The 25249-nt window shown below is 67.8% G+C and carries 27 protein-coding genes, 1 tRNA gene and 3 pseudogenes; 17 read left to right on the plus strand and 14 right to left on the minus strand.

Features of this window, described 5'->3' with window-relative positions; translation table 11 throughout:
- Window positions 1-21: 21 nt before the first annotated feature.
- The 7 genes and pseudogenes from ACN27G_RS22410 to ACN27G_RS22440 all read right to left on the minus strand — a co-directional run.
- Entirely contained in the window at window positions 22-1407 is a 1386-nt protein-coding gene (locus ACN27G_RS22410; protein ID WP_421494734.1) for a DUF4041 domain-containing protein, read from the minus strand.
- A 437-nt stretch (window positions 1408-1844) separates the two neighbouring features.
- A complete protein-coding gene (locus ACN27G_RS22415; protein WP_421494735.1) occupies window positions 1845-2537 on the minus strand; it encodes a SanA/YdcF family protein in 693 nt (230 codons plus the stop codon).
- Between the two features lie 91 nt (window positions 2538-2628).
- Window positions 2629-3012: a PIN domain-containing protein gene (locus ACN27G_RS22420; protein WP_421494736.1), complete on the minus strand. Its 384-nt coding sequence runs from the start codon at window positions 3010-3012 to the stop codon at window positions 2629-2631.
- Window positions 3009-3257: a type II toxin-antitoxin system Phd/YefM family antitoxin gene (locus tag ACN27G_RS22425; RefSeq protein ID WP_421494737.1), complete on the minus strand. Its 249-nt coding sequence runs from the start codon at window positions 3255-3257 to the stop codon at window positions 3009-3011. The genes ACN27G_RS22420 and ACN27G_RS22425 overlap by 4 nt, the downstream gene beginning before the upstream one ends.
- Window positions 3258-3606: 349 nt before the next feature.
- Window positions 3607-4218, minus strand: coding sequence for a TetR/AcrR family transcriptional regulator (locus ACN27G_RS22430; protein ID WP_421494738.1), 612 nt, complete (start codon window positions 4216-4218; stop codon window positions 3607-3609).
- Between the two features lie 27 nt (window positions 4219-4245).
- A complete protein-coding gene (locus ACN27G_RS22435; RefSeq protein ID WP_421494739.1) occupies window positions 4246-5100 on the minus strand; it encodes an SDR family NAD(P)-dependent oxidoreductase in 855 nt (284 codons plus the stop codon).
- 651 nt (window positions 5101-5751) lie between these two features.
- Window positions 5752-6000 (minus strand): annotated as a pseudogene (locus ACN27G_RS22440) (VOC family protein); the annotation flags it as partial.
- A gap of 42 nt (window positions 6001-6042) precedes the next feature.
- Here ACN27G_RS22440 and ACN27G_RS22445 point away from each other — a divergent pair.
- The gene (locus ACN27G_RS22445) at window positions 6043-6297 is read left to right on the plus strand and encodes a hypothetical protein (protein ID WP_421494740.1); all 255 of its coding nucleotides are present in this window, start codon (window positions 6043-6045) and stop codon (window positions 6295-6297) included.
- Window positions 6294-6728 (plus strand): PIN domain-containing protein, encoded by a 435-nt coding sequence (locus ACN27G_RS22450; RefSeq protein WP_421494741.1) that lies wholly within the window; start codon window positions 6294-6296, stop codon window positions 6726-6728. The genes ACN27G_RS22445 and ACN27G_RS22450 overlap by 4 nt, the downstream gene beginning before the upstream one ends.
- 146 nt (window positions 6729-6874) lie before the next feature.
- Here ACN27G_RS22450 and ACN27G_RS22455 read toward each other — a convergent pair whose 3' ends face one another.
- Window positions 6875-7300, minus strand: coding sequence for a type II toxin-antitoxin system VapC family toxin (locus ACN27G_RS22455; protein ID WP_421497420.1), 426 nt, complete (start codon window positions 7298-7300; stop codon window positions 6875-6877).
- Window positions 7300-7545 carry a FitA-like ribbon-helix-helix domain-containing protein gene (locus tag ACN27G_RS22460; protein ID WP_421494742.1) on the minus strand — a complete coding sequence of 82 codons (246 nt, stop codon included), beginning with the start codon at window positions 7543-7545 and terminating at the stop codon, window positions 7300-7302. Before ACN27G_RS22460 ends, ACN27G_RS22455 begins: the two co-directional genes overlap by 1 nt.
- Before the next feature lie 242 nt (window positions 7546-7787).
- Here ACN27G_RS22460 and ACN27G_RS22465 point away from each other — a divergent pair, with 242 nt between their 5' ends.
- The 3 genes from ACN27G_RS22465 (at window position 7788) to ACN27G_RS22475 (ending at window position 9223) form a co-directional block, all read left to right on the plus strand.
- Complete coding sequence (locus tag ACN27G_RS22465; RefSeq protein WP_421494743.1) at window positions 7788-7931, plus strand: tetratricopeptide repeat protein; 144 nt, start codon at window positions 7788-7790, stop codon at window positions 7929-7931.
- Window positions 7932-8164: 233 nt separating this feature from the next.
- Window positions 8165-8470: an NUDIX domain-containing protein gene (locus ACN27G_RS22470; protein WP_421494744.1), complete on the plus strand. Its 306-nt coding sequence runs from the start codon at window positions 8165-8167 to the stop codon at window positions 8468-8470.
- A 276-nt stretch (window positions 8471-8746) separates the two neighbouring features.
- Complete coding sequence (locus ACN27G_RS22475) at window positions 8747-9223, plus strand: hypothetical protein (RefSeq protein ID WP_421494745.1); 477 nt, start codon at window positions 8747-8749, stop codon at window positions 9221-9223.
- Between the two features lie 785 nt (window positions 9224-10008).
- On the opposite strand, the gene ACN27G_RS22480 is transcribed toward ACN27G_RS22475, so the two are convergent.
- Window positions 10009-11379, minus strand: a complete 1371-nt coding sequence (locus ACN27G_RS22480) for an IS110 family transposase (RefSeq protein WP_421490773.1) — start codon at window positions 11377-11379, stop codon at window positions 10009-10011.
- Window positions 11380-12661: 1282 nt separating this feature from the next.
- Here ACN27G_RS22480 and ACN27G_RS22485 point away from each other — a divergent pair.
- Window positions 12662-13360, plus strand: a complete 699-nt coding sequence (locus ACN27G_RS22485; protein ID WP_421494746.1) for a hypothetical protein — start codon at window positions 12662-12664, stop codon at window positions 13358-13360.
- Between the two features lie 9 nt (window positions 13361-13369).
- Here the strand turns inward: ACN27G_RS22485 and ACN27G_RS22490 are convergent, their stop codons facing one another.
- The gene (locus tag ACN27G_RS22490; protein WP_421494747.1) at window positions 13370-13846 is read right to left on the minus strand and encodes an NUDIX domain-containing protein; all 477 of its coding nucleotides are present in this window, start codon (window positions 13844-13846) and stop codon (window positions 13370-13372) included.
- 24 nt (window positions 13847-13870) lie between these two features.
- Window positions 13871-15094, minus strand: a complete 1224-nt coding sequence (locus ACN27G_RS22495; protein ID WP_421494748.1) for a helix-turn-helix domain-containing protein — start codon at window positions 15092-15094, stop codon at window positions 13871-13873.
- Between the two features lie 1254 nt (window positions 15095-16348).
- Here ACN27G_RS22495 and ACN27G_RS22500 point away from each other — a divergent pair.
- The gene (locus tag ACN27G_RS22500) at window positions 16349-17074 is read left to right on the plus strand and encodes a GntR family transcriptional regulator (protein ID WP_421497421.1); all 726 of its coding nucleotides are present in this window, start codon (window positions 16349-16351) and stop codon (window positions 17072-17074) included.
- 1 nt (window position 17075) lies between these two features.
- Here the strand turns inward: ACN27G_RS22500 and ACN27G_RS22505 are convergent, their stop codons facing one another.
- Window positions 17076-17597, minus strand: coding sequence for a YfbM family protein (locus tag ACN27G_RS22505; protein WP_421494749.1), 522 nt, complete (start codon window positions 17595-17597; stop codon window positions 17076-17078).
- Window positions 17598-17750: 153 nt separating this feature from the next.
- Here ACN27G_RS22505 and ACN27G_RS22510 point away from each other — a divergent pair, with 153 nt between their 5' ends.
- From ACN27G_RS22510 to ACN27G_RS22525, 4 genes are all read left to right on the plus strand, one after another.
- Window positions 17751-18176, plus strand: coding sequence for a hypothetical protein (locus ACN27G_RS22510; protein WP_421494750.1), 426 nt, complete (start codon window positions 17751-17753; stop codon window positions 18174-18176).
- 164 nt (window positions 18177-18340) lie between these two features.
- Window positions 18341-18949 carry a replication initiator gene (locus ACN27G_RS22515; protein ID WP_421494751.1) on the plus strand — a complete coding sequence of 203 codons (609 nt, stop codon included), beginning with the start codon at window positions 18341-18343 and terminating at the stop codon, window positions 18947-18949.
- Window positions 18950-18968: 19 nt separating this feature from the next.
- Entirely contained in the window at window positions 18969-19187 is a 219-nt protein-coding gene (locus ACN27G_RS22520; RefSeq protein WP_421494752.1) for a helix-turn-helix domain-containing protein, read from the plus strand.
- On the plus strand, window positions 19187-20386 hold the full coding sequence (locus tag ACN27G_RS22525; protein WP_421494753.1) for a tyrosine-type recombinase/integrase: 1200 nt from the start codon (window positions 19187-19189) through the stop codon (window positions 20384-20386). The genes ACN27G_RS22520 and ACN27G_RS22525 overlap by 1 nt, the downstream gene beginning before the upstream one ends.
- Window positions 20387-20476: 90 nt before the next feature.
- Here the strand turns inward: ACN27G_RS22525 and ACN27G_RS22530 are convergent.
- Window positions 20477-20550 (minus strand) — tRNA-Gly (locus ACN27G_RS22530).
- A gap of 239 nt (window positions 20551-20789) precedes the next feature.
- Here ACN27G_RS22530 and ACN27G_RS22535 point away from each other — a divergent pair.
- From ACN27G_RS22535 to ACN27G_RS22560, 6 genes and pseudogenes are all read left to right on the plus strand, one after another.
- Entirely contained in the window at window positions 20790-21197 is a 408-nt protein-coding gene (locus ACN27G_RS22535) for a YciI family protein (RefSeq protein ID WP_421494754.1), read from the plus strand.
- A gap of 41 nt (window positions 21198-21238) precedes the next feature.
- A pseudogene (locus tag ACN27G_RS22540) lies at window positions 21239-22366 on the plus strand (RNA polymerase sigma factor); the annotation flags it as partial.
- A 113-nt stretch (window positions 22367-22479) separates the two neighbouring features.
- On the plus strand, window positions 22480-23199 hold the full coding sequence (locus tag ACN27G_RS22545) for a YqjF family protein (protein ID WP_421494755.1): 720 nt from the start codon (window positions 22480-22482) through the stop codon (window positions 23197-23199).
- 78 nt (window positions 23200-23277) lie between these two features.
- Window positions 23278-23826, plus strand: a complete 549-nt coding sequence (locus tag ACN27G_RS22550) for a hypothetical protein (RefSeq protein WP_421494756.1) — start codon at window positions 23278-23280, stop codon at window positions 23824-23826.
- A 256-nt stretch (window positions 23827-24082) separates the two neighbouring features.
- Window positions 24083-24691: a flavodoxin family protein gene (locus tag ACN27G_RS22555; protein ID WP_421494757.1), complete on the plus strand. Its 609-nt coding sequence runs from the start codon at window positions 24083-24085 to the stop codon at window positions 24689-24691.
- Window positions 24692-24732: 41 nt separating this feature from the next.
- Window positions 24733-25161, plus strand: a pseudogene (locus ACN27G_RS22560) (DNA topoisomerase IB); the annotation flags it as partial.
- Between the last annotated feature and the right edge of the window lie 88 nt (window positions 25162-25249).

The raw sequence follows: 25249 nt of genomic DNA on the forward strand, positions 1-25249 counted from the left end.
GCGCCGCCGCACGTTTCATGATCAGCTGACCGCCGCAGGCTCAGCCTCGCTGAGGCTCTGCCGGTATTCCAACGCCTCGGGAACCTCCTCGAAGTGCAGCAGGTTGCCGGCCAGCTCCATCAGGTGGCCCCTGACCTCGGCGGGCGTGGCGTAGAAGAACTCACGGCGCTGGTTGACCCGGTTGACCCGGCGGGCGGCGAGCCGGTGGTGCATCTGGGACTCGATCCCCACGGCATCTTCGGAGAAGAACAGGGCGTGCACGTCGAAGCCGAACGGCACGGACGCATCGCCGAGTTCGCGGACCCGGTCAAGGGGGTCGAGCCGCCTCGTCATGCCGATCTTCACAACCCGGTCACCGAAGGCCCCGAGGTTGGAGATCACGTACACGTATCCGGCTCGCGCGTTCGCGGCCCGGTAGTCGACATCCTCGATCGACCTGTCGATCTGCTCCAGCCGCTCCTGAGCCTTCGCCGCCTCCTCCGCGTTGCCCTGCGCATGAAGGGTGGCCAGCACGTTGGCGTAGTGCTGACGCTCCTTGTCCAGACGGGCCCGCTCACGTTCCATCTCCTGCTGGACGCGACGCTCCTCCCGCAGTCGGGCCTTCTCCTCGCGCTCCCGTTCCTTCTCCTCGGCCACCTTCGCCACGTAGTCCGCGGTCAACTCCAGCTCGCTGATGCGCAGCCGGTGGTACTCCTCGGAGATCCGGATCTGCATCGTCCTGCCCAGTCGGGCGATCGTGTGCGCCACCTTGCTCAGCCGCTCGATCGCCGCGTCGAGCTTGTAGGGCTTCAACCCACGGACCAGGTTGTCCGCCTCGGCGTTGTACGCCCGCAACATCAGCGTGGAGAAGTCGCGCACCATCCTCCGCCCTTCGGCGGCGGAGTCGTTCACCGTCCAGTTGGTGGCTCCCAGCACCGCGCCACCGTCCTTGCGCGCCATCACCTTGATCCGGCCCTGAAGTGCCGCCAGCTGTGCCTGGTACGCGACCGCGTCATGCAGCGGATGCCGATACTGGTAGACGCCTGCCTCCTGCAGCAGGATGGTCTCCTCGGTCACGACCACCTGCTGTCGCAACTCCTGCAGGTGTTTCGACACCGCGGCTTCCTGGTGCCGCAGATCCGCCTTTCGAGCCTCGGCCCGGGCGTTCGCTTCGGCGATCTGCTGCCGCAGTTCGTCCCGGTAGCGCTCCAGCTCGACGGCGGAGAGCACCCCGAGCCGGTCCATCTCGGCTCGGCAGCGCTCCAACTCCGTCTGCAACTGGGCTGCCTGGCCGGCCAGCTCCCGCGCCTTGCCGCGGGCGCCGAACAGGGGGATGTCGACATCCTTGGACGGCCGTGGGGCAGGTACGGCAGTCGGTGGAACCGGCGGCGGTGGCGCGGCGGTGCCCGGCGCGGCCGCTCCGGCCACAACTGGAACCTGCGCCCGTCCGGGCGCACGGTCGTCCACGTACAACTGCCACCCCTCGGGAGGAGGGCCCCAGGCAGCGTCCGGCTGCCAGCCGGGCGGCGGCATCCAACCGGGCGGCGGGGGCGGCCAGTTGGGAGGAGGGTTGAATCGGAGTGCCACAGGTCTGCTCCGGCCAGTCGTGATCGGTAGCGGAAGGGAAACCGACAGTAGCCTGACGAGGGCCGGTCGAGGTTCGGTCTGCCGGCCATCCGTGCAGCTCAGGCGGCTCAACGGGACCAGCCGGATGTCGTGCCGAACCCCACCTGCCGGCCAGCAGACGACGACGAACTCCTCACCACCTGGATCGGCCACGTCCACTCGGCCAACCTCGCCGGAGCTGAGTCTTGAGTCGGCCATCCGCGCCGACCACGGTCATCGGCCATCCGCGCCGACCACGGTCATCCCCTTCGCAGCGCGTCCTGGACGCCGGGGTTGGCCGGAGAGCGGACCGCCGGCGGCCGGTGCCGTACCGCGTCCCAGGCCGCTTTCGCGCTGGCGAGGTAGTCCCGGGCGCCCTTACGGACGATCAGCCAGCTGGAACAGCCGGAACAGCGGGCGGTCACCCCGTCGACGTCGAGGCCGAGGCGCCGACACAGCGCCACCGCCCGCGACACGTGATACGACTGCGTCACCACCAGGGCCCGGTCGACCCCGTACACCGCACGGGCCCGCGAGCAGCTGTCGTAGGTGTCGAGTCCGAACGGATCACCCACCACCCGCCACGGATCCACACCGAGCCGCCCGGTCAGATGGGCGGCCATCGCCGCCGGCTCGTCACCGGAGACGCCGTTGCCGTCACCCGACACCAGGACGACCCGGGCCCGCCCATCGCGCAACAGTGCCGCCGCGGTCTCCAGACGACCGGCGAGCCGGTCACTCGGCTGACCGTCCGGCAGGACCTCTGTCCCCAGGACGATCACGACGTCGACGGCCGGCGCGTCGGCCTCGCCGTGGACGTGGCCGCGCGCGGCGAACGTCGTCCACAGCCACGGACCACTGACGAGCACCAACGCGATCACGGCCACGACGACCAGACACCGTACGAGCCGGCGACGCCGGGAGATCCAACCACGCACCGTCGCCCCCCGCACGCCCGTCACTGTACTTGTCAGGCAGCAGCGGCGACCGCCCTGGCGGCGGCACATCCGGATGACTGACCAGGTCAGCGGATGACTGATCAGGTCAGATTGGGTGGATCGTAACGAGGTCTTCGAGACCTGCGAGGTCGTCGACGTTGCGGGTGTAGACGGCGGCCTCATGGGCATGTGCGGTTGCCGCGATGAGCAGGTCCATCACCCTCGCGCGCGGTTGGCGGCCGATCTCGACGACGCGTGCGGCCAATCGTGCGTAGCTGTCGGCGACGGCTTCGTCGATGGGCAGCGGATCGAATCGACGTTGGATGGCGCTCAGCCGCGCCAAACGGAGCGCCCTCGCTTCGGTGGTTTTCGCGGCGAGGACGCCGAACTGGAGTTCGGCGAGGCTGGCGACGCTGATGGCCAGTTCGCCGGGAATCGGGGTTACGTCATTGGCGATGAGGACGCTGGTGTCGAGGACGCCGCGGCTCACCGCTCGACCCACGGATCGGTGACGGAGTCGTCGAGCAGGTCCCGATCGCCTGCCCAGTCCGGGTCTGTGGGGTGGTCGAACACGCCGGTGAGGTCATCCCACTCGCGCCAGGTTCGGGGACTGACCGGGCCGAGCACGGCCGCCGGTCGGCCGGCGACGGTGATCGTCACGCGTTCACCCGCCTGCGCCCGACGTACCAGGTCGCTGGCGTTCTGCCGCATCTCCCGCAGCCCAACTTCACTCACACCGCAAACGTAGCACATGTGCTACCCGGAGTCGACGTACGGGGCTGGCTCGGTGACGTGATCAGGATCGACGCCGCTGACCGGTTGCAGTCCACCGACGAGCCGATCATGCTGTGGGTGACCGGCGAACCTCTTGGTGACGAACCGGCCGGAACAGCACGAGTGGGTCTGGCTCGACGGCATGCGAATCGCACAGGACGGGCTCCACCGATCCGGCACAGATCCTGGTACGAGCATCACTACTGGCCACCCACCGCCAGCCACCAAGAGCCGAGCGGTGAGCAGCTACAACACCGCTCAGGATGAGTTGATCATGGTTTGGGTTGGTGTTGTGCGCGTTTCCCGAGTGCTAGTCCGAGCGGTTGTCGAGAGCGGCGAGGATGAGCTCCCGTGCAGCGTGGACCGTGGGTGAGTAGGTGGCCGGGTCCCGGCCGATGCGCTCCGCGCCCGCGCGCATGACGCCGGAGAGCAGATCCACCGCGAGGTGTACATCGCTGACATCGCGGAACTCGCCGCGTTCAATGCCGTCCCGTACGACGTTTTCGACCTCGACAACTATCGCGTGGAACGGGCTGTCCGGCCCCTTCGGAATCTCGACGAACGGCAGACCGATGCCGGGCCGGAACATCAGCTGTAGAACCTGGTCCTGGAACGCGGCCAGGACCGTCTCGATGATCTCTCGCATCCGCTCCGCAGCCGGGTCTGTGGAACGTGCGGCGATCGTGGCCACCCGCTCGACCGTGGGCTGGCCCACCCGCTGGGTCAGTGCCAGGACCAGCGCTGTCTGGTCGCGGGCGTAGTTGTACAGCGTGTTGCGTGCGAGCCCGGCCCGGGTCGCGATGTGGCCCATGTTGATCGAGTCGTAGTCGCGTTCGAGCAGTAGCTGCCGCATCGCCTCGGCAAGATCGGCCCAGACCATCTCGTGGTGTTCCTCGATGCTGGCTCCCCGGATCCGCGGCATTCGGTCATCCTTCCCTACGGCAGTGGGTCACCCGGTGACTGCCCTCCGGTGGTGGCGGCGTAGGTTGGCGGCGATGACGCGGTCGAGCATCCGGTCGGAGAGCAGCCGGGTCAGGCGGATGACCAGGGCAGCATCGCAGCCGATGGTGTAGCGGGTACGCGGCCTGCGGGCCATCACGACCTTCGCGATGACCTGGGCGGCGGCGTCGGCGGTCACGCCCGACGCCGTACCCGTCTCCATCAACGCGTTGATCGCCCGGATCAGGCTGCCGTACCGGGCGTCCTGCTCCGGCGTCATGTCGGCAGCCAGTTGGTTCGCCGTGGCGATCCCACGGGCGGCCATCTTCGTGCGGACGCCGCCGGGCTCGACCACGACCACCGGTACGCCCAGCGGCGCGACCTCCCGTCGCAGCGAGTCGCTCACCGCCTCCAGGGCGAACTTCGCACCGGCGTACGCCCCGTAGGTCGGCATGGCGGTCTTGCCGCCGATCGAGCTGATATTGATCACGCGGCCCTTGCCGTGCAGTAGCGCGGGCAGGAGCGCCTGGGTGACGGCGACGTGGCCGAACAGGTTGACCTCGAACACCCACCGCCACTGCGCCATCGGCAGTGCCTCAACCGGCGCGTTCACCTGGATTCCCGCGTTGTTGACGAGGGCGTGCAGCGTACGCGGATCGCGGCCGACCCGCGCGGCGAGTGCCGCCACCTGCTCGGATCTGGTGATGTCGAGGATGACCGGCTCGATGCCGGTCGCGCGGATGGCGTCGGCGTCGCGGTCGCGTCGCACGCCGGCCAGCACGTGAAACCCCTGGCGGGCCAGTTCGCGGGCGGTTGAGGCACCAATGCCGGTGGAAGCACCGGTGACCACGATCATCTTCTGCATATCCGCACTCTGCCTTATGCGACAACCTGTCGTCAAGATTGCGACAGGTTGTCGCCAACTCGTCTCGCATCGGCCGTGATCTGACGAAGCTGAAGCTTGGCGATGCGGGAACTCAGCGCAGCATCGGCAGCGTCATGATCTTTTCGATCCTGGCCTGGGGTTGGTTGGTGTGGCGCGGCTTCATCCCGGCCGTCATGACGCCTGCTCTGTCCGGTTATGGCATATCTCCAGGTGCCTCCATCGGTCCCCGACTGGAAGACTTCCAGAGGTGGTCCCTGCCAAAACCCCTATCAAATGATCGTCCCTATAGGGCAGACAGAAAGATCGTGAGGTATTTGAGCGGCGTAAATGTGAAGCGGGCGACGGGAATCGAACCGAACCGTCAGTTTGGAAGGTTTTCGTGGATCACCCCACGTGATGTCTCCCGGTCCCGGTGAGTGGCTCTGACCTGCTGATTCGTTCCACGGTCATCCCAGTCCATCCTGGGACCGGGGCAGGTGATCTCGCTGGATTCCCTAGCAAGATCCCTAGCATCCGGGACTAATCCTGATCGATTTCCTCTGGGGTTAAGACGCTCCGCCACCAACTCGCGCAGCTCGCAGCAGATAAGGTTGTGTGCTCTTGGCGGCTTGGCTGACAAGTGCGGTGCCGTCAGGTCGTACCGAGGAGGTCCCGCCGGTTGCCGGCGATGTCGAGGAAGACCGCGACCCGGCCGTAGGGCTCGGTGCGTGGTTCCCGGACGAAGGTGACACTGGCCTCGGTCATCCGCCGGTAGGCGGTGTCGAAGTCGTCGACACGGAGGAAGAACCGGACCCGGCCGGCTACCCGGTTACCGACAGCGGCATGAGCGTGAATGTGGCCGTGAGGAGTCGGGAGCATCGTGCCGGTTGGTGGCGCGGGGCCCGCGCCCAGTTGCTGGTGGAGGTGCCATAACCATAGGCGTTGAAGAAGACGACGGTGATGGTCGACGAAGGTGATCTGAGGGTCATCAAGGAGGCTGCCGTCCGGGAGGGGCGTCCGGAGTCGGAATACTTCCGGGAGGCGTTCCGTATCGCGGCGCTGCGGGCACGTCGTTGGTCGGGTGACTGGGATATCCCGGAGATCGGTTTCGGCGGGCCGGTCAGCGACGACGACGTGCGGGCGGCGGCCGCGGAGGCCGCGGATCGCAAGTACGGCTCGTCCGGCCGCACTGCATGATCGTTGTCGGGGACGCCTCCGGGCTGGTGGCCGCGTTCAACATCGACGATCCCGAGCACGCTGCTGCGCGCAGGGCTTTCGCCGAGGCGTCGGCGACGGTGATCTCGCCGTTGGTGTTCGGGGAGATCGAGCACATCATCACCCGCAACGTGGACCGCACAGCGGCCCACGCGGTGCAGGACTGGCTGCTGGCGCAGGAGCGGAACCTACGGGTCCTGGTTCCGGAGGTGACCGCGACCGTGCCGCGCAGAGCCCGTACGGTCCAGTCACGGTACGCGGCACTATGCCTGGATCTCGCGGACGCCGCGAACGTCGTGCTTGCCGAGCGATACGAGACGGATGCGGTTCTGACGCTGGACCGGCGGGACTTCCGGGCTATCCGTCCGTTGAGCAGTCATCCGTCGTTCCGAGTCCTGCCCAACGACGTGTGAAAGCCCAGCGCCGGACGACGACCGCTGTGCGCTGAGCTGAGCGCCGCACGGTCCATCCATTGCTTCGTATCGAACCGGATCGCGGCGGATGGAGGCATTGCGGTCCACGGCAGATGTGCGCACTACGCGGCGGGCAGGGGGCCGTCTCAGGTGGTCGCGTCCTGCCAAGGGTCGATGACCTTGATCCCTGTGTCGGTGAAGTCCTTGGTGTTTCGGGTGGCGAGGGTGGCAGTTTGGGCGCGACAGATGGCGGCAATCTGGGCGTCGAAGCCGTCGATCGGGTGGCCGAGCCTGTCTCGGCCTGCGACCACGTCGGCGTAGGCGCCTGCTGCGGCCAGGTCGAAGGGCAGTACTTGGCGGGGAAAGGCGGCGAAGATCTCGCTGGCGGCTTGGTGCAGTGATTCCCGGCGCTGGCCCTCCGGAAGCCGAGCGATGCCGTAACGGATCTCGGCGACGGTGACGGCCGTGGTGTACAGGCCGGCGCTCGAACTCTGCTCGAGCCACGCGAGCACCGCGGGTGCGGGCTCGGCCCGCATGAGTTCGGAGACGACGTTGGTGTCGAGAACGATCATCACTCGGGCAGGCTCGCGGCGCGGGGTGGCGTGGAACGGACCGGTAGATCCAGTTCAACACCGCCGAGTCTGGCGAATCGATCGGTGAGCGCGCTGAACAGATCGGTTGCCGGCACATCCTCGGCGACGGCCGCGGTGAGGATGTTGCGGATCTCGGCTTCCATGGATCGGCCGTGCTGCGCAGCGCGGCGGCGCAGCTTTTCCCGCACCGCGTCGTCGAGATCTCTGATGCTGAGGGCCGCCATCGCTTCTCCTGCCACCTGAGCCAATGAGAGCAATGCTAGCACCTGTAGTGGGTGGGTCGCCGCAGCTTGGCCAGGACATACATCCGGCGTACGGCTGACAGCGTCAAGACCGGCACCAGAGTTGCACAACTCGGGACGGGTTCTCAACCAGACACCTTCTGCTACCCGCACGCGGCGGGCCAACGGCAGGCATACCGGTGCTTGTACGATCGGTGCCACGCCGGGGGCGAGGAGGTGTGGGCGTGTTGCACGATCTGGGTCAGTTGGACGCAGCTCGTGCCCAGTTCGAGCACGCCCTACACGTCAGCGAGACGGCGCTCGGCCCCGACCACCCGCGCACAAGCGCACTCCGCGACAACCTTGCACGTCTGGGTCGTACCGAGTGATGCCGGACCGCCATCGCGGCCGTCCCCGCTAGCTGGTGTCCGCGGATTTGGTGGTGGATCGTTGTACCGGTCGTGGTGCGTTTCGATCTGACTGATGCCGAATGGGCGATCTTGGAACCGTTGCTGCCCGCGCAGCCTGTTCGCGGACCCGCACCAGCCGCAGCAGATCCGGACGTCTGGGCGTTCCTGTTGGCTGGGACGAGCTTGTCCTATCCCTGTGCTCTAATCCCGTCATGCATGTCGTCGTCACAGGCGCACTCGTTGAAAACGGCGCGGTCCTGTTAGCACACCGCAGGCCGACCAAACGGGCATACCCGGATGTCTGGGATCTACCCGGGGGGCAAGTCGAGGCGGGTGAGTCGGAATTACAAGCCCTCGCGCGTGAGATGCACGAGGAGTTCGGTGTTCACATTGCGGCGGAGTCCGCTTCGCGTTTGGGCGTCTTGCACGACGGCTGCGGTGAGGACGCCGTTCACGTGGGCGTCTGGCAAATGGGACGACAGCCGCGCGACTCGGCTCGGCATGAGAGCGCTTGGTAGCGCTTTGGTGGCGGCGACCGAGGGTGAAAGTCTGACGTCCGGGCTATGGGGTTCAGGTCCCCGCCGGGGCCTGGGCTGCCGCGTTCGCACCTCCACCGGCTGGATCCCAGAATCCGGCCCTACCGGGCACACCAACCAAATCACGCAAACACGCTTCAACCTGTAGGTCTGCGGCAACTGATCGTTTGGAGCCGCTCCCCTCCCTGGCCCGTTGCCTCCATGTGGCTCAATGGAAGGTCGGCAGTCAACCCGGAGGTGGCAATGGATGGCTCAGTTGTGGCTACGAACAATGCGCCCACCAACTCGGTGCAGGCTCCCGGGACGGATCCCGAGGATTTTGGTCAGGCAAGTAGTATCGACATCGAAGTGTTCAAGATGGTCACCGAGCATTTCCGGCAGGACCTGCGTGAGTTTTGGGTCCGGAGTAACATGTATCTCCTTGTTACGGGCGTCCTCGTATCGGTCTTCGCCTCACTGGGCGACAAGGGGGGATACCGGTTGGCACTACCTGCGTTCGGCCTACTCGTAAGCATATTTTGGTCTGCGGTCGCTTACGGAAGCTCCCGATGGATCCAGATTTGGCGTAACGAAATTTGCGCGATCGACCGCGAAGTTGATCGGTTTCAAGTTTTTGACCGAGTCGAGCGGCGCGGAAGAGAAAGGAAAGTGTGGTCGCCGTCTTGGGTAACTCAATTCCTTCCCGTCGTGGTTGGGATCGGCTGGCTCACTCTACTGATCTTCGCCGTGACGTAAGATCCGACGTTGAGGACAATTGCGGCGACAGCCTTCCGAATTTCAGGAGCGCACTACTCTCGGCATCAGCGGAAGCCGAGGGAACTGCTGACTCAGCAACCCCGCGCTCCATGAGCAGTCGTCATGGCGGTCGCCCTGTGCCCATTTTTCCGGAATGGACCGTAGGCGAGCGAGTGGAAGGCACACTCGAGTGGTTGGACGAGCCCGAGGGTTATCGTCATGCTCGAGCTCGGTCGTCCGCAACCCAGGCGGGCCCCAGGCGGGGGGAGCAGTGAGAGCCGGACCCCAAGCGGTTGCACGGTCTCACGTCAGCCGCCGAGCAAACCAACAGAGCGGGCCGCCGGTGGGCGGCAGGGACCAGGTCCGATCTGACGTCTTGTGAGGCGGATTGGGCTAAAGGCCCTGGTGGGGCGCACTCGGAGTGCGAACCGCGACCGTCAGTTTCGGCTCACCGCGCCAATTGCGCGCCCAGGGTCGCAGGCCCGTTTCATGGTAGAGAGTCGATCACTATCGGTGGTCAATGATCCGGGGCTTGGTTGTGGTTGTGGGCCTGAGACGAAACTCGAACCTTGAGCACGTGCGCGGCAGCGTCCCGGCGGAGCCGGGACATGATGGTTTCCGAGCATGGTGAGGTGCTTGCCGTGGGTGGCCGGGGTGCGGCAAGCTGGGTCGTTGGTGGGGAGAGCGACCACGTTGTCGGCCCTTGTGGTCTGACCTTTTGCCGGAGAACGGCCTTGTCGGCGCTCTTCCCACCGCTTGTGTGCGGGTGCTGCTGGTAGGCCGTTTCAGGCGGCGGCCTCGCCGTCGTGGTGGCTGCCGAGGCTGTCGTCGTCGTACGGGCCGTTGTCGTGGTCGACGAGGACGATCTTCTTGCCGGACAGGGCCTCGAGTTGGGCGATCAGTCGGCGGGTGTGGGTCTCGGGGTTGACGCGGCGGGTGTAGTAGTCGTGGCCGAGATCGGTGTAGGGCTTTCCAGTGGCCAGCACGGTCCAGATGACCTTGATGAGGGTGTGCGCGACGGCGAATCCGGCCTTCTTGGCGGCGGTCTTGTTCGCCTTGCCACCGAAGCGGCGGTGCAGCCGGTGAAACCGGGCCCCGAGCCGGGTCCGCGTGCGGGAGGCGGACAGGGCAGCCTCGATGAGGATCGACTGGACGTGCGTGTTGCCTTTGCGGTGCCGGGCCCGGTGGCGCCGGCCGGCGGACTCGTTGTTGCCCGGGGCGAGCCCGGCCCACGCGGCCAGATGCTTCGCGGACGGGAACCGGCTCATGTCCACGCCGATCTCGCTGACGATCACCGCCGCGACCCGGTCGCTGATCCCGGGGATGCTGGTCAGCAGCCGGATCTGCGCGGCGAACGGGGCGAGCAGCCCGGCGGGTTCGGTCGCCGCCCGGCGGCTGGTGCCCGGGGCCCCGGGGTGGCCGATCTTCTCTTTGACCTGGTCGATCATCTGGTCGAGGTGGTCGAGCCGGGCTAGGTGGAACCCGATCATCTGCCCGTGATGGGCGGTGAACCGGCCGGCCAACGCCAGCCGCAGGTCCTCGGTCTTGTTCCGCAACACCCCACGCGCCAACCCGGCGAGGACCTGCGGGTCACGCTCGCCGGCAACGAGGGCGTCCAGCATCGCCCGGCCGGACACGCCGAACGTATCGGAGGCGACCACGTCCAGCTTGATCCCGGCCGCCTCCAGGACCTTGAGCAGCCGCTGCTTCTCCCGGGAGCGTTCCTCGGTCAGCTTCGTCTGATACCGGGTCAGGTCCCGGATCTCGCGGATGTCGTCCGGCGGCAGGAAACTGCCCCGTAGCAGGCCGACCTCCAACAGCCGGGCCAGCCATTGCGCGTCCTTGACATCGGTCTTGCGGCCCGGGACCGCTTTGACGTGCGCCGCGTTGACCACGTCGATCGTCAGGTCCGGCCCGCCGGCTTCCCGTAACGCGGCGTACACCGGCCACCAGTACGCGCCAGTCGACTCCATCGCCGCCCGGGTCACCCCGCACTCGGCCAGCCACGCTCCCATCGCCAGCAAATCCGCGTAAAACGTGCGGAACGTGCGGGTCTTCTCCCGCCGCAGCGCCGGCCGCCGCGGATCCGGGGTCCGCACCGTCACTGTGACCTGCTTCTTATGCACATCGATCCCCGCGACATGCGTGTACAACACGTCCAAACGACACGCCTCCGTCCCGATCACCAGCCAGGGGCGATGTCGCTCGCAGAGCCCGTCATAGACTCATGACACTGAGACACGTGCACAGGGGGCAACAACCTGGGGTACCAGGGACGGACTCCCGCACCATTCTTGCTTTCAGGCACCGCGAGGGCACCAAGCCCAACCGGCGACGGCGAGCGACACCGCCGACCGAGTTTCACCCACCTGTGGGTGGCCCCGCCAGGGGCCATGGTTTTCTTGCTTGGGGCGATTCGACCCAAGATCCCTAGCATTTTCCTAGCTTCGAGTGAACTTCATCCATGGCGATCGTAGATCGACATAGCCTTGAGCTGCTAAAACATGGAGCGGGCGACGGGAATCGAACCCGCACCGTCAGTTTGGAAAATCGTTTCCGGCTGTCCGGGTCTGCCCGGAGTGCCTGGTCAGCGGCGGGGTAGTGGTGCCCGGTCCTGCCCGCTGGTGACCGTCTACGGCACCGGCTTATGGCACGTGGCTGGCACGCGGTCGGGCCTCATGCGCGGCCGGCCGGCGTCGTACGGCTTCCCGCCCCGGCCATCGGGCCGGGGCGGTTTGCCGTGGCGCCGGGTACCGCGCGTCTGGACCACGTACTCCGGTGGCAAGCCGCGAAGCGGCGCGGCAGCGATCGCCCCGCCCTCGACGGCGGTCGACCACCCTCGCGATCGTCGCGGCCCAGAAACTCTCTTGGTCTGATGACCAGCCGTCGCGACAATGCGCGAGTGGACATCTCAAAGGAGCTGCCCCTGGCGGACCTGCTCGCACTCCAGAAGTTGGCCTACCTCCGGCAGCGATCCCTACGGAACCCCCGTTACCGAGACGCCAGCTATGTTCGCCTGTACGTAACACCGCGCTACATGCGCTGGAGCCGTCCGTCGGCCTTTGATCCACAACTAGAGGCGGTACGACGCAGCCTCGCGGCCTACGAGCGGCTGGCCCAGCGAGGCAGCGTTGGAACCGGTGAGGCATGGCGAGACGTCCTAGCAGGCGTGGACCTGCTGCTCGCCGAGGGAAAACGCCGCGCAGGGCACCGGATACGCCCGAAGCACTGATCTGCCAGTCCTGCTGATACCGGCCCGCCGCGCTGGCCGATGCCGGCCGGAGGCCGCCAGCAGGCCGAGCACGGCGGGCCGGCGCCGCGCTTGCGCGGCGCCCTTGATCCTAAAGAGAACGTTTCGGCAGGCGGTCTCGAAGTCTCGATATCGTGACCTGCAGCGTAGGGATTCCATCCAGTCGAGAACCCCGCTAGCATAGAGTGATGGCCGAAATGCCGCCGGGGTCAGGACCCCCTCGAATATTCATGAGCTACACCCATGTTGATCGAGGGCTTGCGACTTTCCTCGGCAACGGCATAGGGCAGTATTTTGAGGTTCAGATAGGACTTGGAGCCGTAGAAGCAGGGAGACCTTGGGTCGAGCGTCTGCTTGATGATATCCGTCGCTCTGATGTAGAGGGTGTTCCGGTTGGTGGTTCGGCGTGGCGCGAATTCGAAGACGTATGTGTGGAGATTCTAAAATTTTTGTTCGTCCCACCGTTGTCAGAGCCGAAAATTCAGCCAAGAACCTATTCGGGTACAGAGCGCCGAGATGCGGTTTTTCCGAACCGAAACCACCGCAGGCATGATAATTGGGGAATCTTGCTGAGTGAGCTTGGTGCACGTCTTATTCTATTCGAATTCAAGAATTATGACCGGACCGAGATTGGGAAAGATGAGATAATTCAGACAAGTAGTTATCTCACGCAGCCGATGGGAAGATTGGCGGCGATTGTCGGGAGTAAGAAGCCCAATCCTGGCGCGCATACCGAGCGAAATCAAATATTTTCTTCGAGTAAAAATGTAATTCTTTTCTTGACCAAGGAGCATCTGGTGGAGATGCTTTACATGAAGGAGCGCGGGGAAGATCCATCCGATTTGATTATGGATGAGGTCGAACTCTTTTATTTGCAGCATGAGTAGGGAGAGTCCCTACTTGCCGGGCCGCGCCGTTCCATGCTCTGCGTACATCGCCTGTTTCCGCACCCTTGCGATGAGCGCAGTTCGAATTCGGCGGGTTAGGCGGGCCGGTCCGAAGGAGTCGAGGCCGTCACCAGCGATGAAGCGCCATTCGGTAAGTTCGTCGTCGGAAAGGATAATTTGCTGCTGATCTTCGCTGCTGAGCGTGCCCGCGTCGAAGATGAACAGGAGCTTGTCACCTTCGTTGGGGGCGGGTGCCCAGTCGATGACGAGCATGGGGCCGAGGTCGATGCTGAGGCCGAGTTCTTCGCGGACTTCGCGGATGCAAGCGGCGCGTGGTGACTCGCCGGGCTCGACGTAACCGCCGGGAATGTCCCAGTGGTCTTTGTAGTGCGGTTTGACGAGGAGCACGCGGCCTTCGTCATCGAAGAATAGGGCGCCTGCGGCGACGCGTGGGGTGGCCATCGGTGGCGTCTCGGATCCCGTCACAACGGGCAGCGTAGACGGGGTGGATCAGTCGAGCACGTTGAGGCGGCGGGCGAGTCCGACCAGCTCGGCGGTGGGCTTGCCGCGTTGGCGGCGGATCCAGGTGAGGGCGAGTTGTCGGCTGAGGAAGTGGTGCCGTACCTGTTCGGGCGCCATCTGCTCAGCGTTGAGTAGGGCGCCCTGGGCGTCGGTGACGCGGTTCCAAGAGTTGTAGGCGCGTGCGACCTCCAGGGCGTGTCGTACGCGGCGTTCCATTGGTAGGCCGGTGGTGTCGACGCGGGGGCCGAGGTCTACGGCGACTTGGACGTTGCCGAGTTCGGCGGCGGTGGCGACGCGGTGGATGGCGACGTTGGTAGGGCCGAACGCGGTCCATAGATGGTTGGCGTCGGCGCCGAGTCGTGTGGCGGTTTCATCGGCGGTGGCGAGGAAGGTTCGCGTGGTGCCGGGGTCGTTGGCGCGGGCGGCGGCCATGGCTCCGGACAGGAACAGGGTGCCGTAGACGGACAGCAACGCGGGTGCTGGTGTCGGCTGGTGTAGGTGACCTTCGAGGTAGGCGGCGGCATCTTCGGTGAGGCGCACGGCTTCGCGGTAGCGGCCAGTGGAGTGCAGCGCGTGGCCTACCGATCGGAACAGGGAGCCGGTGACCACCGGATCGCCGGTTGGGCGTACGGCGGCAAGGCCGCGGTCGGCGGCGATCCAGGCGAGGTCGGTCTCGCCAAGTTTGGTGAGCTGGGTCGCGGCGAGTTGGTAGGCGAGTCCGAGGAGTCGGCGGGCTTGGTCCTGGTCGTCGCCGTCGAGTGTGTCGGCGGCGGCCTGGGCGCGGTGCAGCAGGTCGGGTAGGCGGCTGGTGACGTACCCGAATCGTGACTCCTGGTAGGCGCTCCACAATCTGCCGACGTTCTGCCTGAGGTCCGCGATGCCGGGCGGCTCGTGGCCGTTGCTGGCGTGGCCGAATGGGGTGATGACGCGGTAGTTCATCAGGGCGGCTCGTAGCGCTGGCACGGTGTCGGTACCGCTGTCGGCCGTCCAGTCGAGCAGGGACGGTTCGGCGAGTAGATCACCGAGTGAGACGTCGAGGACGTCGGCGAGGCTCTTGATGACGGAGAGCCGGTCCAGCTCGATGCGGTTGTTTTCGATCTTGCCGAGCCAGTCGGCGGTGCGGCCGACCAGTCCGGCGAGGACTTCCTGTGACAGACCGCGCCGTCGGCGGTACCAGGCGACGCGTTCGCCGATCGTCAGTGTGTTGGGCATGCCGCGCACGATGCCTCCCCTGGCCTTGTCGACCCCGGAACGATTTTCCGGGTTGTCAGCCCGGTTGTGCCACAACCTGTGTCAATGATCGAGCACAACCTGTTGACCGCTTGTCGTTCCTGCGCTGGCGCAGGCTGGAAGTACGTCACTCGGCGAGTGGCGCTGCGGTCGGTGGCAGCGTCGGGCGGGTCGTCGCGGTCGTTGGCTCGGCGGTCGTGTCTGGACTGCTCGGGTTCTGGTCGGGTGTCCGTGTCGTGAGCTGGGCGTCGGGGTGGGTGCCGGCGCCTGGCTGCACGGTCGACGTGTAGCCGTCTGAATGCCCGCCTGCCTCGGCGCCTTCCCAACCCTTGCGGGAGGGGATGGCGTGGTGGTGCCGAAGGTGGGTGACGTGTTGTTGCTGGACGGGCGGGCGTCGGTCCAGTTCGCCGGAGGCCGGAGGGTGGTGTTGCGGGTGACTGCGGTGTCTTCGCGCACGACGTATCACGGGTGGTGCTGGCTGACCGGGTACGCGCTGGATCGGACCGGGCAGGCGGTCGACCGGCGGGAGGTCTTCGTGCAGCTTGCCGGGCTGTGCCTCGTCCCGGCGCCGTCGCCCCGGTCCGGCTGGCCCCGGAGCCCGTTGGCGCCGGCTCGGAGGCGTCGTGTTTGACGTTCGGGTACGGCTCGGTGAGACGGTTCGGATTGAGGCTGCGGACAGGTTCCGTCCGACGGATGGGCCGGTGGTGTTGTGGGTGACCGGGGTGCGGTTGGTGGCGAACCGGCCGGAGCAGTACGAGTGGGTGTGGCTGGAGGGCGTGAAGATCATGCACGACGGTCGGTCTGGCGATCAGGCGCAGATCCTTGTCCGTGCCTGCCTCCTCGCGCCCGTGGCGCCGGAGTCGCCTGGGTGGCGTCCGTGAGGCGCCCTTATCTGACTCCGGCTGAGGAAGCGGGGTTGCGGCTCGCTCAGAAGCAGTTCGAGGAGCACACCCCGCTGAGTAGCGACGGCCGCTGTCCCATCTGCGGGGACCTGAACTCGTGCTCGCGTCGTCGAGCGGCGCTGTGGACGTTCAGCATGGCCCGCCGGCTGCCCCAGCGCCGGCCCGGTGCGACTCGCCCGGACCTGATCGGTGTGCCGGCCTCGTCGTGGTCGGGCTGGTTCACGCCGGTGCGGGATGCCGGCTCTGACGACTGACCTTGCTTGTGCCGTCAAGCTGCCAGGCTTTACGCTCCTGTCCTAACATGCTGTGATCATTTGATGGTGGGGTGCCCACGATGGCGTACGAGATTCCTACGCCGAAGTACCTGCGGGTGTTGAACACGCTGCGGGAGCGTATCGAGAACGACACGTACGCGCCGGGGGCGGCGCTGCCGTCGGAGAGCCAACTGTGTGCCGAGTTCAAGGTGTCTCGGCCGACGGTGCTCAAGGCGCTCGGGATTTTGAAGCAAGACGGGTGGATCGAGTCCCAGCAGGGCAAGGGCAGCTTCGTGCGGGGCCGGCCGCCGTCGGGCCGCACCTCTCCCGAGTACGCGCGGGACGCGGTCGAGCTGGATGAGACCGGCGAGGTCGAGATTCTGCATGTCGGGCCGGTGCTCGCCTCGGCCCGGATCGCGGCCGAACTCGGCATCCCCGAGGGAACCCCGGTCTACGAGCGGCGGCGCCGGACGGTCACGCCGTCCGGGCCGGTGGACCTGGTCGCCACCTTCGTTCCGGTCGACATCGCGGTCGGTACCGCCGTTATTAAGCCAGATCCGATCGGCGGCGGTCTGTTGGAGCACATCAGCGGGGCCAAGGGGCTGCGCGGGGACTACGCCACCGAACGCATGACAGCTCGTCGGGTCAGCACGGACGAAGCGAAGGCACTCGACGTGCCGGAGGACGAGCCGGTCCTGAGCGTTGTCCTGACCGTGCACCAGGCGTCCGGGGACCCGATCCTGACCTCGGTTCTCGTCATGCCGGGCAGTCGGCACGAGATCGAGGACACCTACCCCCTGTCGTGAGTTAGTCCAACCAGCAGATGACGGCGTGTCCGTCCTTTGCTGCGCTGGTGAAGAACTCCCGGACGTAGGGCAGGTAATGGCTGGGCCACTGCAGGTCTTCGAGCCGGTTCCAGGGACTCGGGTAGATCTGGGCTCGGGTGAGTTCCGCTGGGTCGACCCCTTGGGTGAGGTCGTCCTCGGTGAGTTCCGCGAGTTCGGCGGCTGCCGTGGCGACCTGTTCTGGCGTGAGGTAGCGCGGTGGCCCATAGCCCCAGTCGCTGCCCGGATCATCGAGGTCGTCCTCGGAGTCGGGGTCATCGACGGACGTGTCGACGAACGGCTCGGCGCCCTCCACGATGGGAACAGTGAAGCCGCGCCGCTTGAGTAGGAAGTCGAGGCCGTTCCATGCCTTGTCGGTGCGGGACAGGCGCCACTCCTCGTTCTCCTGCGCTGACTCTGCGAGCCCAAGCGCCCAGTCGAGGTTGTCCTTCGCCTGAGCCAGCTCGGCGGGCGTCACCCGTAGCCAGTTCCCCTTGATGCTCATGGGCCGGCAGCGTAGGTCCGGTCACCGACACTTCCGGCTGTCCACATTCCATGAACCGGCGTCAGATTCTCTTACTTGTATTTACAGGCTGACGTAACTTAGTAGCTCAACCGGATGTCGTGGTGATGACCGGTGGAGCTAGGAGGCTACGTAGTGGTTCCGCTGACGTTGAAGGTCCCGGTCCCGTTCGACTACGTCTTTCCGGCCGGCGCGTTGTGCCTCGGCGTCGCGCCCCAGGTCGACTTCGATCGGCGCGGCCAGGGCGACGACCAGGCGCGGGACAAGGAGACCGGGGAGCGGGCGTGGCTGGTCCGGGTCCTCGACCTGGACCCGGAGGCAGGCAAGTTCGGCCGGTCCACTGAGGTCAAAGTGAAGGTCGTCGCGCTCCAGCAGCCGGTCCCGCCGGCCTCGACAGTGCCGGGCTATCCACCGGCGATCCAGTTCGAAGGGCTGACCCTCACCCCGTACGTCGATTCGCAGCGGTGCAGGGGGTCCGGGCAGTGCAAGGCCCGGATGGCGTACTCGCTGCGCGCTACCGCGATGGTCCCGGCCGCTGGTCTTGCTGCCGCTGCTGCCTGACCTCGGAGTACCGCACGTGGGGCGGGCCGTTCGTCCGCCAAGATTCCCGGCCCGCCCCGCGCCCCAACCCATCCCTCATGCCGAAGGAGGGCCTTGTGCCCACCGTAGTTCCCCCTGCCCGAAACCCCTTCACCTCCATCGACCAAGACCCAGCGGACGAGCGGGTGACCTCGTTCTGCGCCGAGCTGTCCGCCCTGCTGCGGACCATGCCCGGCCTGTCCACCACGCCACGGGAGCGGGCGGACTGGTTCGACCGTAAGGCCGACCTACTGGAGCGGGTCGCCGCCGAAGACCAGGGCTGCGACCCGAACGAGGTCGGCGAACTGGCCCGGACCGCTCGCGTCAAGGCTGACGAACTGCATGGCTTGACCCCTGGCCGGTGTACCGGGAAGGTCCACCAACGCTCGACGCTCGGCTTCACCGGCCGGCGTGTCCTCGTTTCCCGGCAGTGGTCCGGCAAGACCCTGGCCGACCACCGCGCCGACAACCGGGCCTGGATCCGCGCCATCCTCGCTGGAGGCATGGCCGACACCGACCCGGCCGATCCGGAGCACGGCCAGGGCGACGAGCACGGCCAGGCGGCGGCCGACAACCCGGAGCGATACCGGTTCGAGCTGGCCCGGCCCGAAGACCCCGACGTGCTGCCCCTGGAACACCGGATCCTGCGCGCCGTCTCGGCCCGGATCCGCTGGCGAACAGACCTCGACGCGGCCCGCCAACGCGCGGCCCACGGTCTTTCGGCAACCGCACAGACGCTCGCCCCTGCTGCTTAACCCACGAGGAGGGAACCGGATGGATGACGAGCTGTTGACCGCCGATGAGGTCGCCGCTCGCCTCCGAGCAACACCGCGATTTGTGCGCCGGCTGGTCGCCGAGCGGCGGATCGCGTTCGTCAAGGTCGGCCGCCTGGTCCGCTTCGAGGCGTCGGCCGTCACCGCGTACATCGACAGCAACCGGGTCGTGCCGATGATCCAGGCGCAACTGCGTCGCTACCTGGGGGAGGTCGCCTGATGGCAAACAAGGCTGGCAAGCGTCGTTTCGGCAACATCCGGAAGCGGGCTTCGGGACGGTTCCAGGCGCGGTACATCGGTCCCGACGGGATCGAGCGGACGGCGCCGCACACGTTCGCCACCGAGCGGGAGGCGAGCCGCTGGCTGACGGTGGTCGAGTCGGAGATCATCAAGGGCGATTGGACGGCCCCCGAGGCGGGTGAAGTCCAACTCGGCCCGTACGGACAGAAGTGGATCGCCGAACGCAAGCTCCAGCCGCGTACCCGGGAGAACTACGAGGACCTGTTCCGGCTGCACATCCGGCCGCATCTCGGCACCCTCGCTCTGGGCGCGGTCAAGCCGCAGACGATCCGGAGCTGGCGCAAGCGCCTACTCGACGGCGGCACCTCCGAGCCGCAGGCAGTCAAGGCGTACTCGCTGCTGCGGGCGATCCTCAACACCGCCGTCAAGGAGGACGAGATCATTCGGCAGAACCCGTGCCGGATCGCGGGCTATGACCGCTATCACACGCCGGAGCGTCCGGTCGCGACCGTCGTCCAGGTGCTCGCGCTCGCCGAGCAGATGCCGGCCCGGTTCTCTGCGCTGATCGTCGTCGCCGCGTTCTCCGGACTCCGCTGGGGCGAGCTGGCGGCGCTGCGGCGGTCCGATGTCGACCTCACCGCTGGCACGGTCCGGGTCCCGCGCAAGCTGGCGGCGCTGCGCAACCGGATGGAGTTCGGCGCCCCCAAGTCGGAGGCCAGCAACCGAACAGTCACGCTTCCGGCGGCGGCTCGCTCCGCGCTTGCCGCGCATCTGCGCGACTACGTGGGGGAGGGACCGGACGCGACCGTCTTCACCGGGGAGAAGGGTGCCGTCCTCCGTACCGGGAATTTCCGTCGGGCGGTCGACTGGACGGCGGCCCTGCGGGCGGCCGGCATGCCTGCGGGCTTCCACTTCCACGACCTCCGGCACACCGGCAACAACCTGGCGGCGGCGACCGGGGCCAGCACCCGTGACCTGATGCACCGGATGGGCCACGCCAGCATGCGAGCCGCGCTCATCTACCAGCACGCGAACAGCGAGCGGGACCGCGAGATAGCGGCGGGCATGGACCGCCGGATCGCCAAGGCCCAACCCAAGCCCAAGAAGACGCCCCGCAAGCGCCGCAAGGGCACCGACCCGGAGGACGGGCCAGCCGGCGTACCGGCCCGAACCGGCTAATGGCCCGCGAATGGCCCGCAAGATCGATCAGAGCCGGAAACAGAACGCCCCAGGCGGGCGGAAAACGCCTCTGACCTGGGCCGGAACGGTTGGAGCGGGCGACGGGAATCGAACCCGCACCGTCAGTTTGGAAGACTGAAGCTCTGCCATTGAGCTACGCCCGCGCTCGTCCCGACCGTCCGGGACACGACGGCTAGCCTAGCGGGTCGTCCCGCCGGCCGGATACCGGTATCCCCCGGGACGCCGCGTGTCCGACACCCTCAGGCCCCAGGCGCAGCACCCCGGTACGCCATCACGACGCTTCCAAAAAATCTCCGGCGGCGATGTCGAGAACCCGGGGCCGGCTCCGTCCCCGCCCCGAACGCGACAAGAATGGTCGCACCAGCACCGAGGAGAAACACCCATGGCCAAGTACCTGCTGCTCAAGCACTACCGTGGCGCTCCGGCCGCCGTCAACGACGTGCCGATGGACCGGTGGACGCCGGAGGAGATCTCGGCGCACATGCAGTACATGAACGACTTCGCGGCCCGGCTCGAGAAGACCGGCGAGTTCGTCGACGGTCAGGCGCTCGCCCCGGAGGGGACCTTCGTCCGGTACGACGGTGAGGGGCGCCCGCCGGTCACCGACGGCCCGTTCGCCGAGACGAAGGATCTCATCGCCGGCTGGATGGTGATCGACGTCGACAGCTACGAGCGTGCCGTCGAGTTGGCCGGGGAGCTGTCGGCGGCTCCCGGGGCGGGCGGGAAGCCGATCCACGAGTGGCTCGAGCTGCGCCCGTTCCTGACCGAGCCGCCCACGATCACGGAGTGACCTCTGAAGGGAGGTACCCCTGAAGGGAGGGACCTCTGACGATGGATGAGGCCCTGCTCCGGAGCCTCACCCCGGGTGTGCTCGGGATCCTCGTCCGCCGCGGAGCCGACTTCGCGGCGGCCGAGGACGCCGTGCAGGACGCCCTGGTCGAGGCGGTCCGGGTCTGGCCGGCGGACCCGCCGCACGACCCGAAGGGCTGGCTGATCACGGTGGCGTGGCGCCGGTTCCTCGACGCGACCCGCGCCGACGCCGCCCGGCGTCGGCGTGAGGAGCTCGTCGACGAGGAGCCGGCGCCCGACCCCGCCCCCGGGGTGGACGACACGCTGCAGCTCTACTTCCTCTGCGCCCATCCGTCGTTGACGCCGTCGTCGGCGGTCGCGCTCACGCTGCGCGCCGTCGGCGGGCTGACCACCCGACAGATCGCCCAGGCCTACCTGGTGCCGGAGGCGACGATGGCGCAGCGGATCAGCCGCGCCAAGCGTGCCGTCTCCGGCGTACGGTTCGACCAGCCCGGCGATGTCGCCACCGTGCTGCGCGTCCTCTACCTGGTCTTCAACGAGGGCTACTCCGGCGATGTCGACCTCGCCGCCGAGGCGATCCGGCTGACCCGGCAGCTCGCGGCCGCGATCGACCATCCCGAGGTGGCCGGGCTGCTCGCCCTCATGCTGCTGCACCATGCCCGGCGCGCCACCCGGACCGGGCCGGACGGCAGCCTGGTGCCGCTGGCCGAACAGGAGCGCGGCCGGTGGGACACCCGGTTGATCGCCGAGGGCATCGAGATCCTGCAGGCGGCTCTCGCCCGCGACCGGCTCGGCGAGTTCCAGGCCCAGGCCGCCATCGCGGCGTTGCACGCCGACGCGCCCAGAGCCGAGGAGACCGACTGGGTGCAGATCGTCGAGTGGTACGACGAACTCGCCCGCCTGACCGACAACCCGGTCGTCCGGCTCAACCGGGCCGTCGCCGTCGGCGAGGCCGACGGGGCGCGCGCCGGGCTGGCGGCACTCGCGACGCTGGACGGGTCGCTGCCCCGGCACGCGGCGGTGGCGGCCTACCTGCACGAGCGCGACGGCGACCTGGCGACGGCGGCACGCCTCTACGCCGAGGCGGCCCGGAAGGCACCCAACCTCGCCGAACGCGACCACCTGACCCGCCAGGCCGCCCGGCTCAACACCCGCCCTTCCCAAGGGAGTGATAATGGGCGACGAGCAACGGCGTCGATCGATGAGGGGCGACGCCGTCGACGGACGTGATCGGGCCCGGGTTGGGCGGCGGGGAGATGCAGATGACCGAGGCGCCAGCGCCGCCGCGGGTGAAGCAGCCGGTGATGTACCAGGAGTGGAACCGGCTCAGCTTCATCCACTGGCGCTATCCGGCCGAGACCGTCCAGGCGCTGCTGCCGGACGGGCTGGAGGTGGAGACGTGCGACGGATCCGCCTGGATCGGGCTGGTTCCCTTCCTCATGCAGGGCGTACGGCCGCCGGTGCTGCCCGTCACGCCCTGGCTCTCCGAGTTCCCGGAGACCAACCTCCGGACGTACGTCCGCGACCGGCGCGGTCGCAGCGGGGTCTGGTTCTTCTCGCTGGACGCCGCGCGCATGCCGGCCGTGCTGACCGGCCGGGCCGGCTACGCGCTGCCGTACTTCTGGTCCCGGATGCGGGTGGAGGTCGACGGCGACCGGATCAGCTACCGCAGCCGGCGCCGCTGGCCGGGGCCGCAGGGTGCGCACGCCGATGTCGAGGTCCGGCTCGGTCCACCGCTGACCGAAAGCGAGGCGGACCCGCTGGCGCACTTCCTGACCGCCCGGTACCGGCTCTTCTCGGTGATCGCCGGACGGCTCGTCGTCGCCGAGGCCGAACACCCGCCCTGGCCCCTGCACCGGGTCGAACTGCTCCGGCTGGAGGTGGACCTGCTCACGGCCGCCGGCCTGCCGGCGCCCCGGGGCGAGCCGCTCGGCCACGCCTCGCCCGGTGTACAGGTACGGATCGGGATGTGGCATCCGTGACAGTGGGATACGGGGTGTGGCGCGCTACGCCCGCCCGGGTCCCGTTTGGACCGGACCGGCGCCCGGGTAGCAGTGGGCATGGCTCGCAACCTTCTGAGAGCGCTGCTGTATGCCTGGGACCAGCCGGCATTCAGGGCCGGACTGCAGCACCTGATCGACCTCGACGAGGTCACCACCCTGCTGGCCGCGCTGGCCGTCGACGACCATGACAAACAGGTCGAGTTGCGGGCGATGCAGCTCGTACGCTCCGCCCTCGACACGGCCGAGATCCGGCACGCCGTGCTGCTGCTGATCGAGGACGACGACATCCGGCGCAGCGTGGCGGCCAGCATCACCGAGAGCATGCCGGATCGTCCCGGGCTGGCCGGCGCCATCCGCTCCGCGCTGGAGGACCCGGCGGTCCGGGCCGAGTTCGGTGCCGCACTCGAGTCCGGCGCACTCCGCGCGGTGGTCTGGAAAGCCGCCGAGAACCAGCTCCGCGACCATCGGTGGGCGCTTGCCCGGCAGGTGACGATCCTGTTCGTACGGCACCGGCACGCCCGCCGCCTGGCGTGGGCGCTCCGGCGCCACGGCCTGGTACGGGAGCTCCGGCACAAGCCGGCGGCCGGTAGCGTGGATCGGGGCTGAGCCTCCTCGGTCGTCCCGACACCCGCCGGGACTGCTCCCCAGCCGGCTCCGGCCAGTCGATGGGCTGGATCCGTTGACGACGATGAGCATGGGCAGGAGTGGGTGCCGCACCCGGGGGTATGGGATCGACATCCTCTCCGATCCTCAGCTGCCGGGCCAGCACGTCGGCCGGCCGCGACTGCGGCGCACGACGAAGGTGGCGGGATAGGAGCAGCCCTCGACACCACGTGAAAGATCGAGTCTCAGGAGCCGACCTGTGCCTACCCTCCGCGCCCTCGTCCTCTGCTGCACCCTCAAGCCCTCCCCCGCGCCGTCCAGCGCGGAACTGCTCGGCCGGGAGGTCCTCGCCGCCCTCGCCGACCACGACGTGGAAGGCGAGGTGGTCCGGGTGGCGGACCACAACGTGAAGTTCGGCGTCTCCACCGACGAGGGCGACGGCGACGAGTGGCCGGCGATCCGGGCCAAGCTGGTGGAGGCGCAGATCCTGGTCGTGGCGACGCCGATCTGGCTCGGCCAGCCGTCGAGCATCTGCAAGATGGTGCTGGAACGCCTCGACGCCGAACTCTCCGAGACCGACGAGCAGGGGCGGCTGCGCACGTACGGCAAGGTGGGGACGGTCGCCGTCGTCGGCAACGAGGACGGTGCGCACCACGTCACCGCCGAGGTGTTGCAGGCCCTGAACGACGTCGGGTTCTCGATCTCCGCCTCCGCCTCCACCTACTGGGTAGGCGAGGCCATGGGGGGTGTCGACTACCGGGATGCCGGGCCCAGGCCGGAGACCACCGGCACGGCGACCAAGAACCTGGCCACCAACGCCGCACACCTGGCGCACCTGCTGGCGGGCCAGCCCTATCCCGCGAGCTGAGTCGGTGGGTCTGCGGGCGGTGCGCGGTACGGCTTCGGCGCGGCCACATCCAGGCGACCGGCATCGACGAGGCCGGGCGCAAGCAGTACCTCTATCACCCCGTGTGGCGGGTCCGGCGGGACCGGGAGAAGTTCGCGCACGTGCTGGACGTCGCCGAGCACCGTGGTGGCCTGCGCAAGCGCGTCGCAGGCGACCTGGGTGAGCCGGGGGCTGACCCGGCCACGGGTGCTGGCCGCCGTCGTCCGACTGCTCGACCTCGGCATGTTCCGGGTCGGTGGCGACCAGTACGCGGCCGGCGGCGCCGCGGTCGGGAGCGCCTCTTCGGCTACTGGCAGGGCAGGCGCTGGCACGACGTACGGGCGGAGAACGTCAACGACTACCTGCGGGAGGCCAGCGGCACGGAGATGACGGCGAAGGACTTCCGCACCTGGCACGCGACCGTCTTCGCCGCCGCCAGGCTGGCCGCCGCCGAGCGTGCCGTGCTCGACCTGCTCGGCGGCTGACGGGCCGGTGCGGCCGGATGCGCCGGTCACCGGCCGGGCCGGGCGCGCCGATGAC

It is taken from the genome of Plantactinospora sp. WMMB334 (assembly GCF_049179095.1).
Lineage (GTDB): Bacteria > Actinomycetota > Actinomycetes > Mycobacteriales > Micromonosporaceae > Plantactinospora.

Bases quoted from the DNA above. Each gene is read 5' to 3' on its own strand.
- ACN27G_RS22500 (WP_421497421.1), top strand. From the start codon at position 16,349: ATGGCGTACGAGATTCCTACGCCGAAGTACCTGCGGGTGTTGAACACG.
- ACN27G_RS22460 (WP_421494742.1), bottom strand. From the start codon at position 7,545: ATGGCGGCCCTCAGCATCAGAGATCTCGACGACGCGGTGCGGGAAAAG.
- ACN27G_RS22550 (WP_421494756.1), top strand. From the start codon at position 23,278: ATGGCTCGCAACCTTCTGAGAGCGCTGCTGTATGCCTGGGACCAGCCG.
- ACN27G_RS22450 (WP_421494741.1), top strand. From the start codon at position 6,294: ATGATCGTTGTCGGGGACGCCTCCGGGCTGGTGGCCGCGTTCAACATC.
- ACN27G_RS22435 (WP_421494739.1), bottom strand. From the start codon at position 5,100: ATGCAGAAGATGATCGTGGTCACCGGTGCTTCCACCGGCATTGGTGCC.
- ACN27G_RS22535 (WP_421494754.1), top strand. From the start codon at position 20,790: ATGGCCAAGTACCTGCTGCTCAAGCACTACCGTGGCGCTCCGGCCGCC.
- ACN27G_RS22470 (WP_421494744.1), top strand. From the start codon at position 8,165: ATGCATGTCGTCGTCACAGGCGCACTCGTTGAAAACGGCGCGGTCCTG.
- ACN27G_RS22525 (WP_421494753.1), top strand. From the start codon at position 19,187: ATGGCAAACAAGGCTGGCAAGCGTCGTTTCGGCAACATCCGGAAGCGG.
- ACN27G_RS22505 (WP_421494749.1), bottom strand. From the start codon at position 17,597: ATGAGCATCAAGGGGAACTGGCTACGGGTGACGCCCGCCGAGCTGGCT.
- ACN27G_RS22430 (WP_421494738.1), bottom strand. From the start codon at position 4,218: ATGCCGCGGATCCGGGGAGCCAGCATCGAGGAACACCACGAGATGGTC.
- ACN27G_RS22455 (WP_421497420.1), bottom strand. From the start codon at position 7,300: ATGATCGTTCTCGACACCAACGTCGTCTCCGAACTCATGCGGGCCGAG.
- ACN27G_RS22495 (WP_421494748.1), bottom strand. From the start codon at position 15,094: ATGCCCAACACACTGACGATCGGCGAACGCGTCGCCTGGTACCGCCGA.
- ACN27G_RS22545 (WP_421494755.1), top strand. From the start codon at position 22,480: ATGACCGAGGCGCCAGCGCCGCCGCGGGTGAAGCAGCCGGTGATGTAC.
- ACN27G_RS22485 (WP_421494746.1), top strand. From the start codon at position 12,662: ATGGCCGAAATGCCGCCGGGGTCAGGACCCCCTCGAATATTCATGAGC.
- ACN27G_RS22520 (WP_421494752.1), top strand. From the start codon at position 18,969: ATGGATGACGAGCTGTTGACCGCCGATGAGGTCGCCGCTCGCCTCCGA.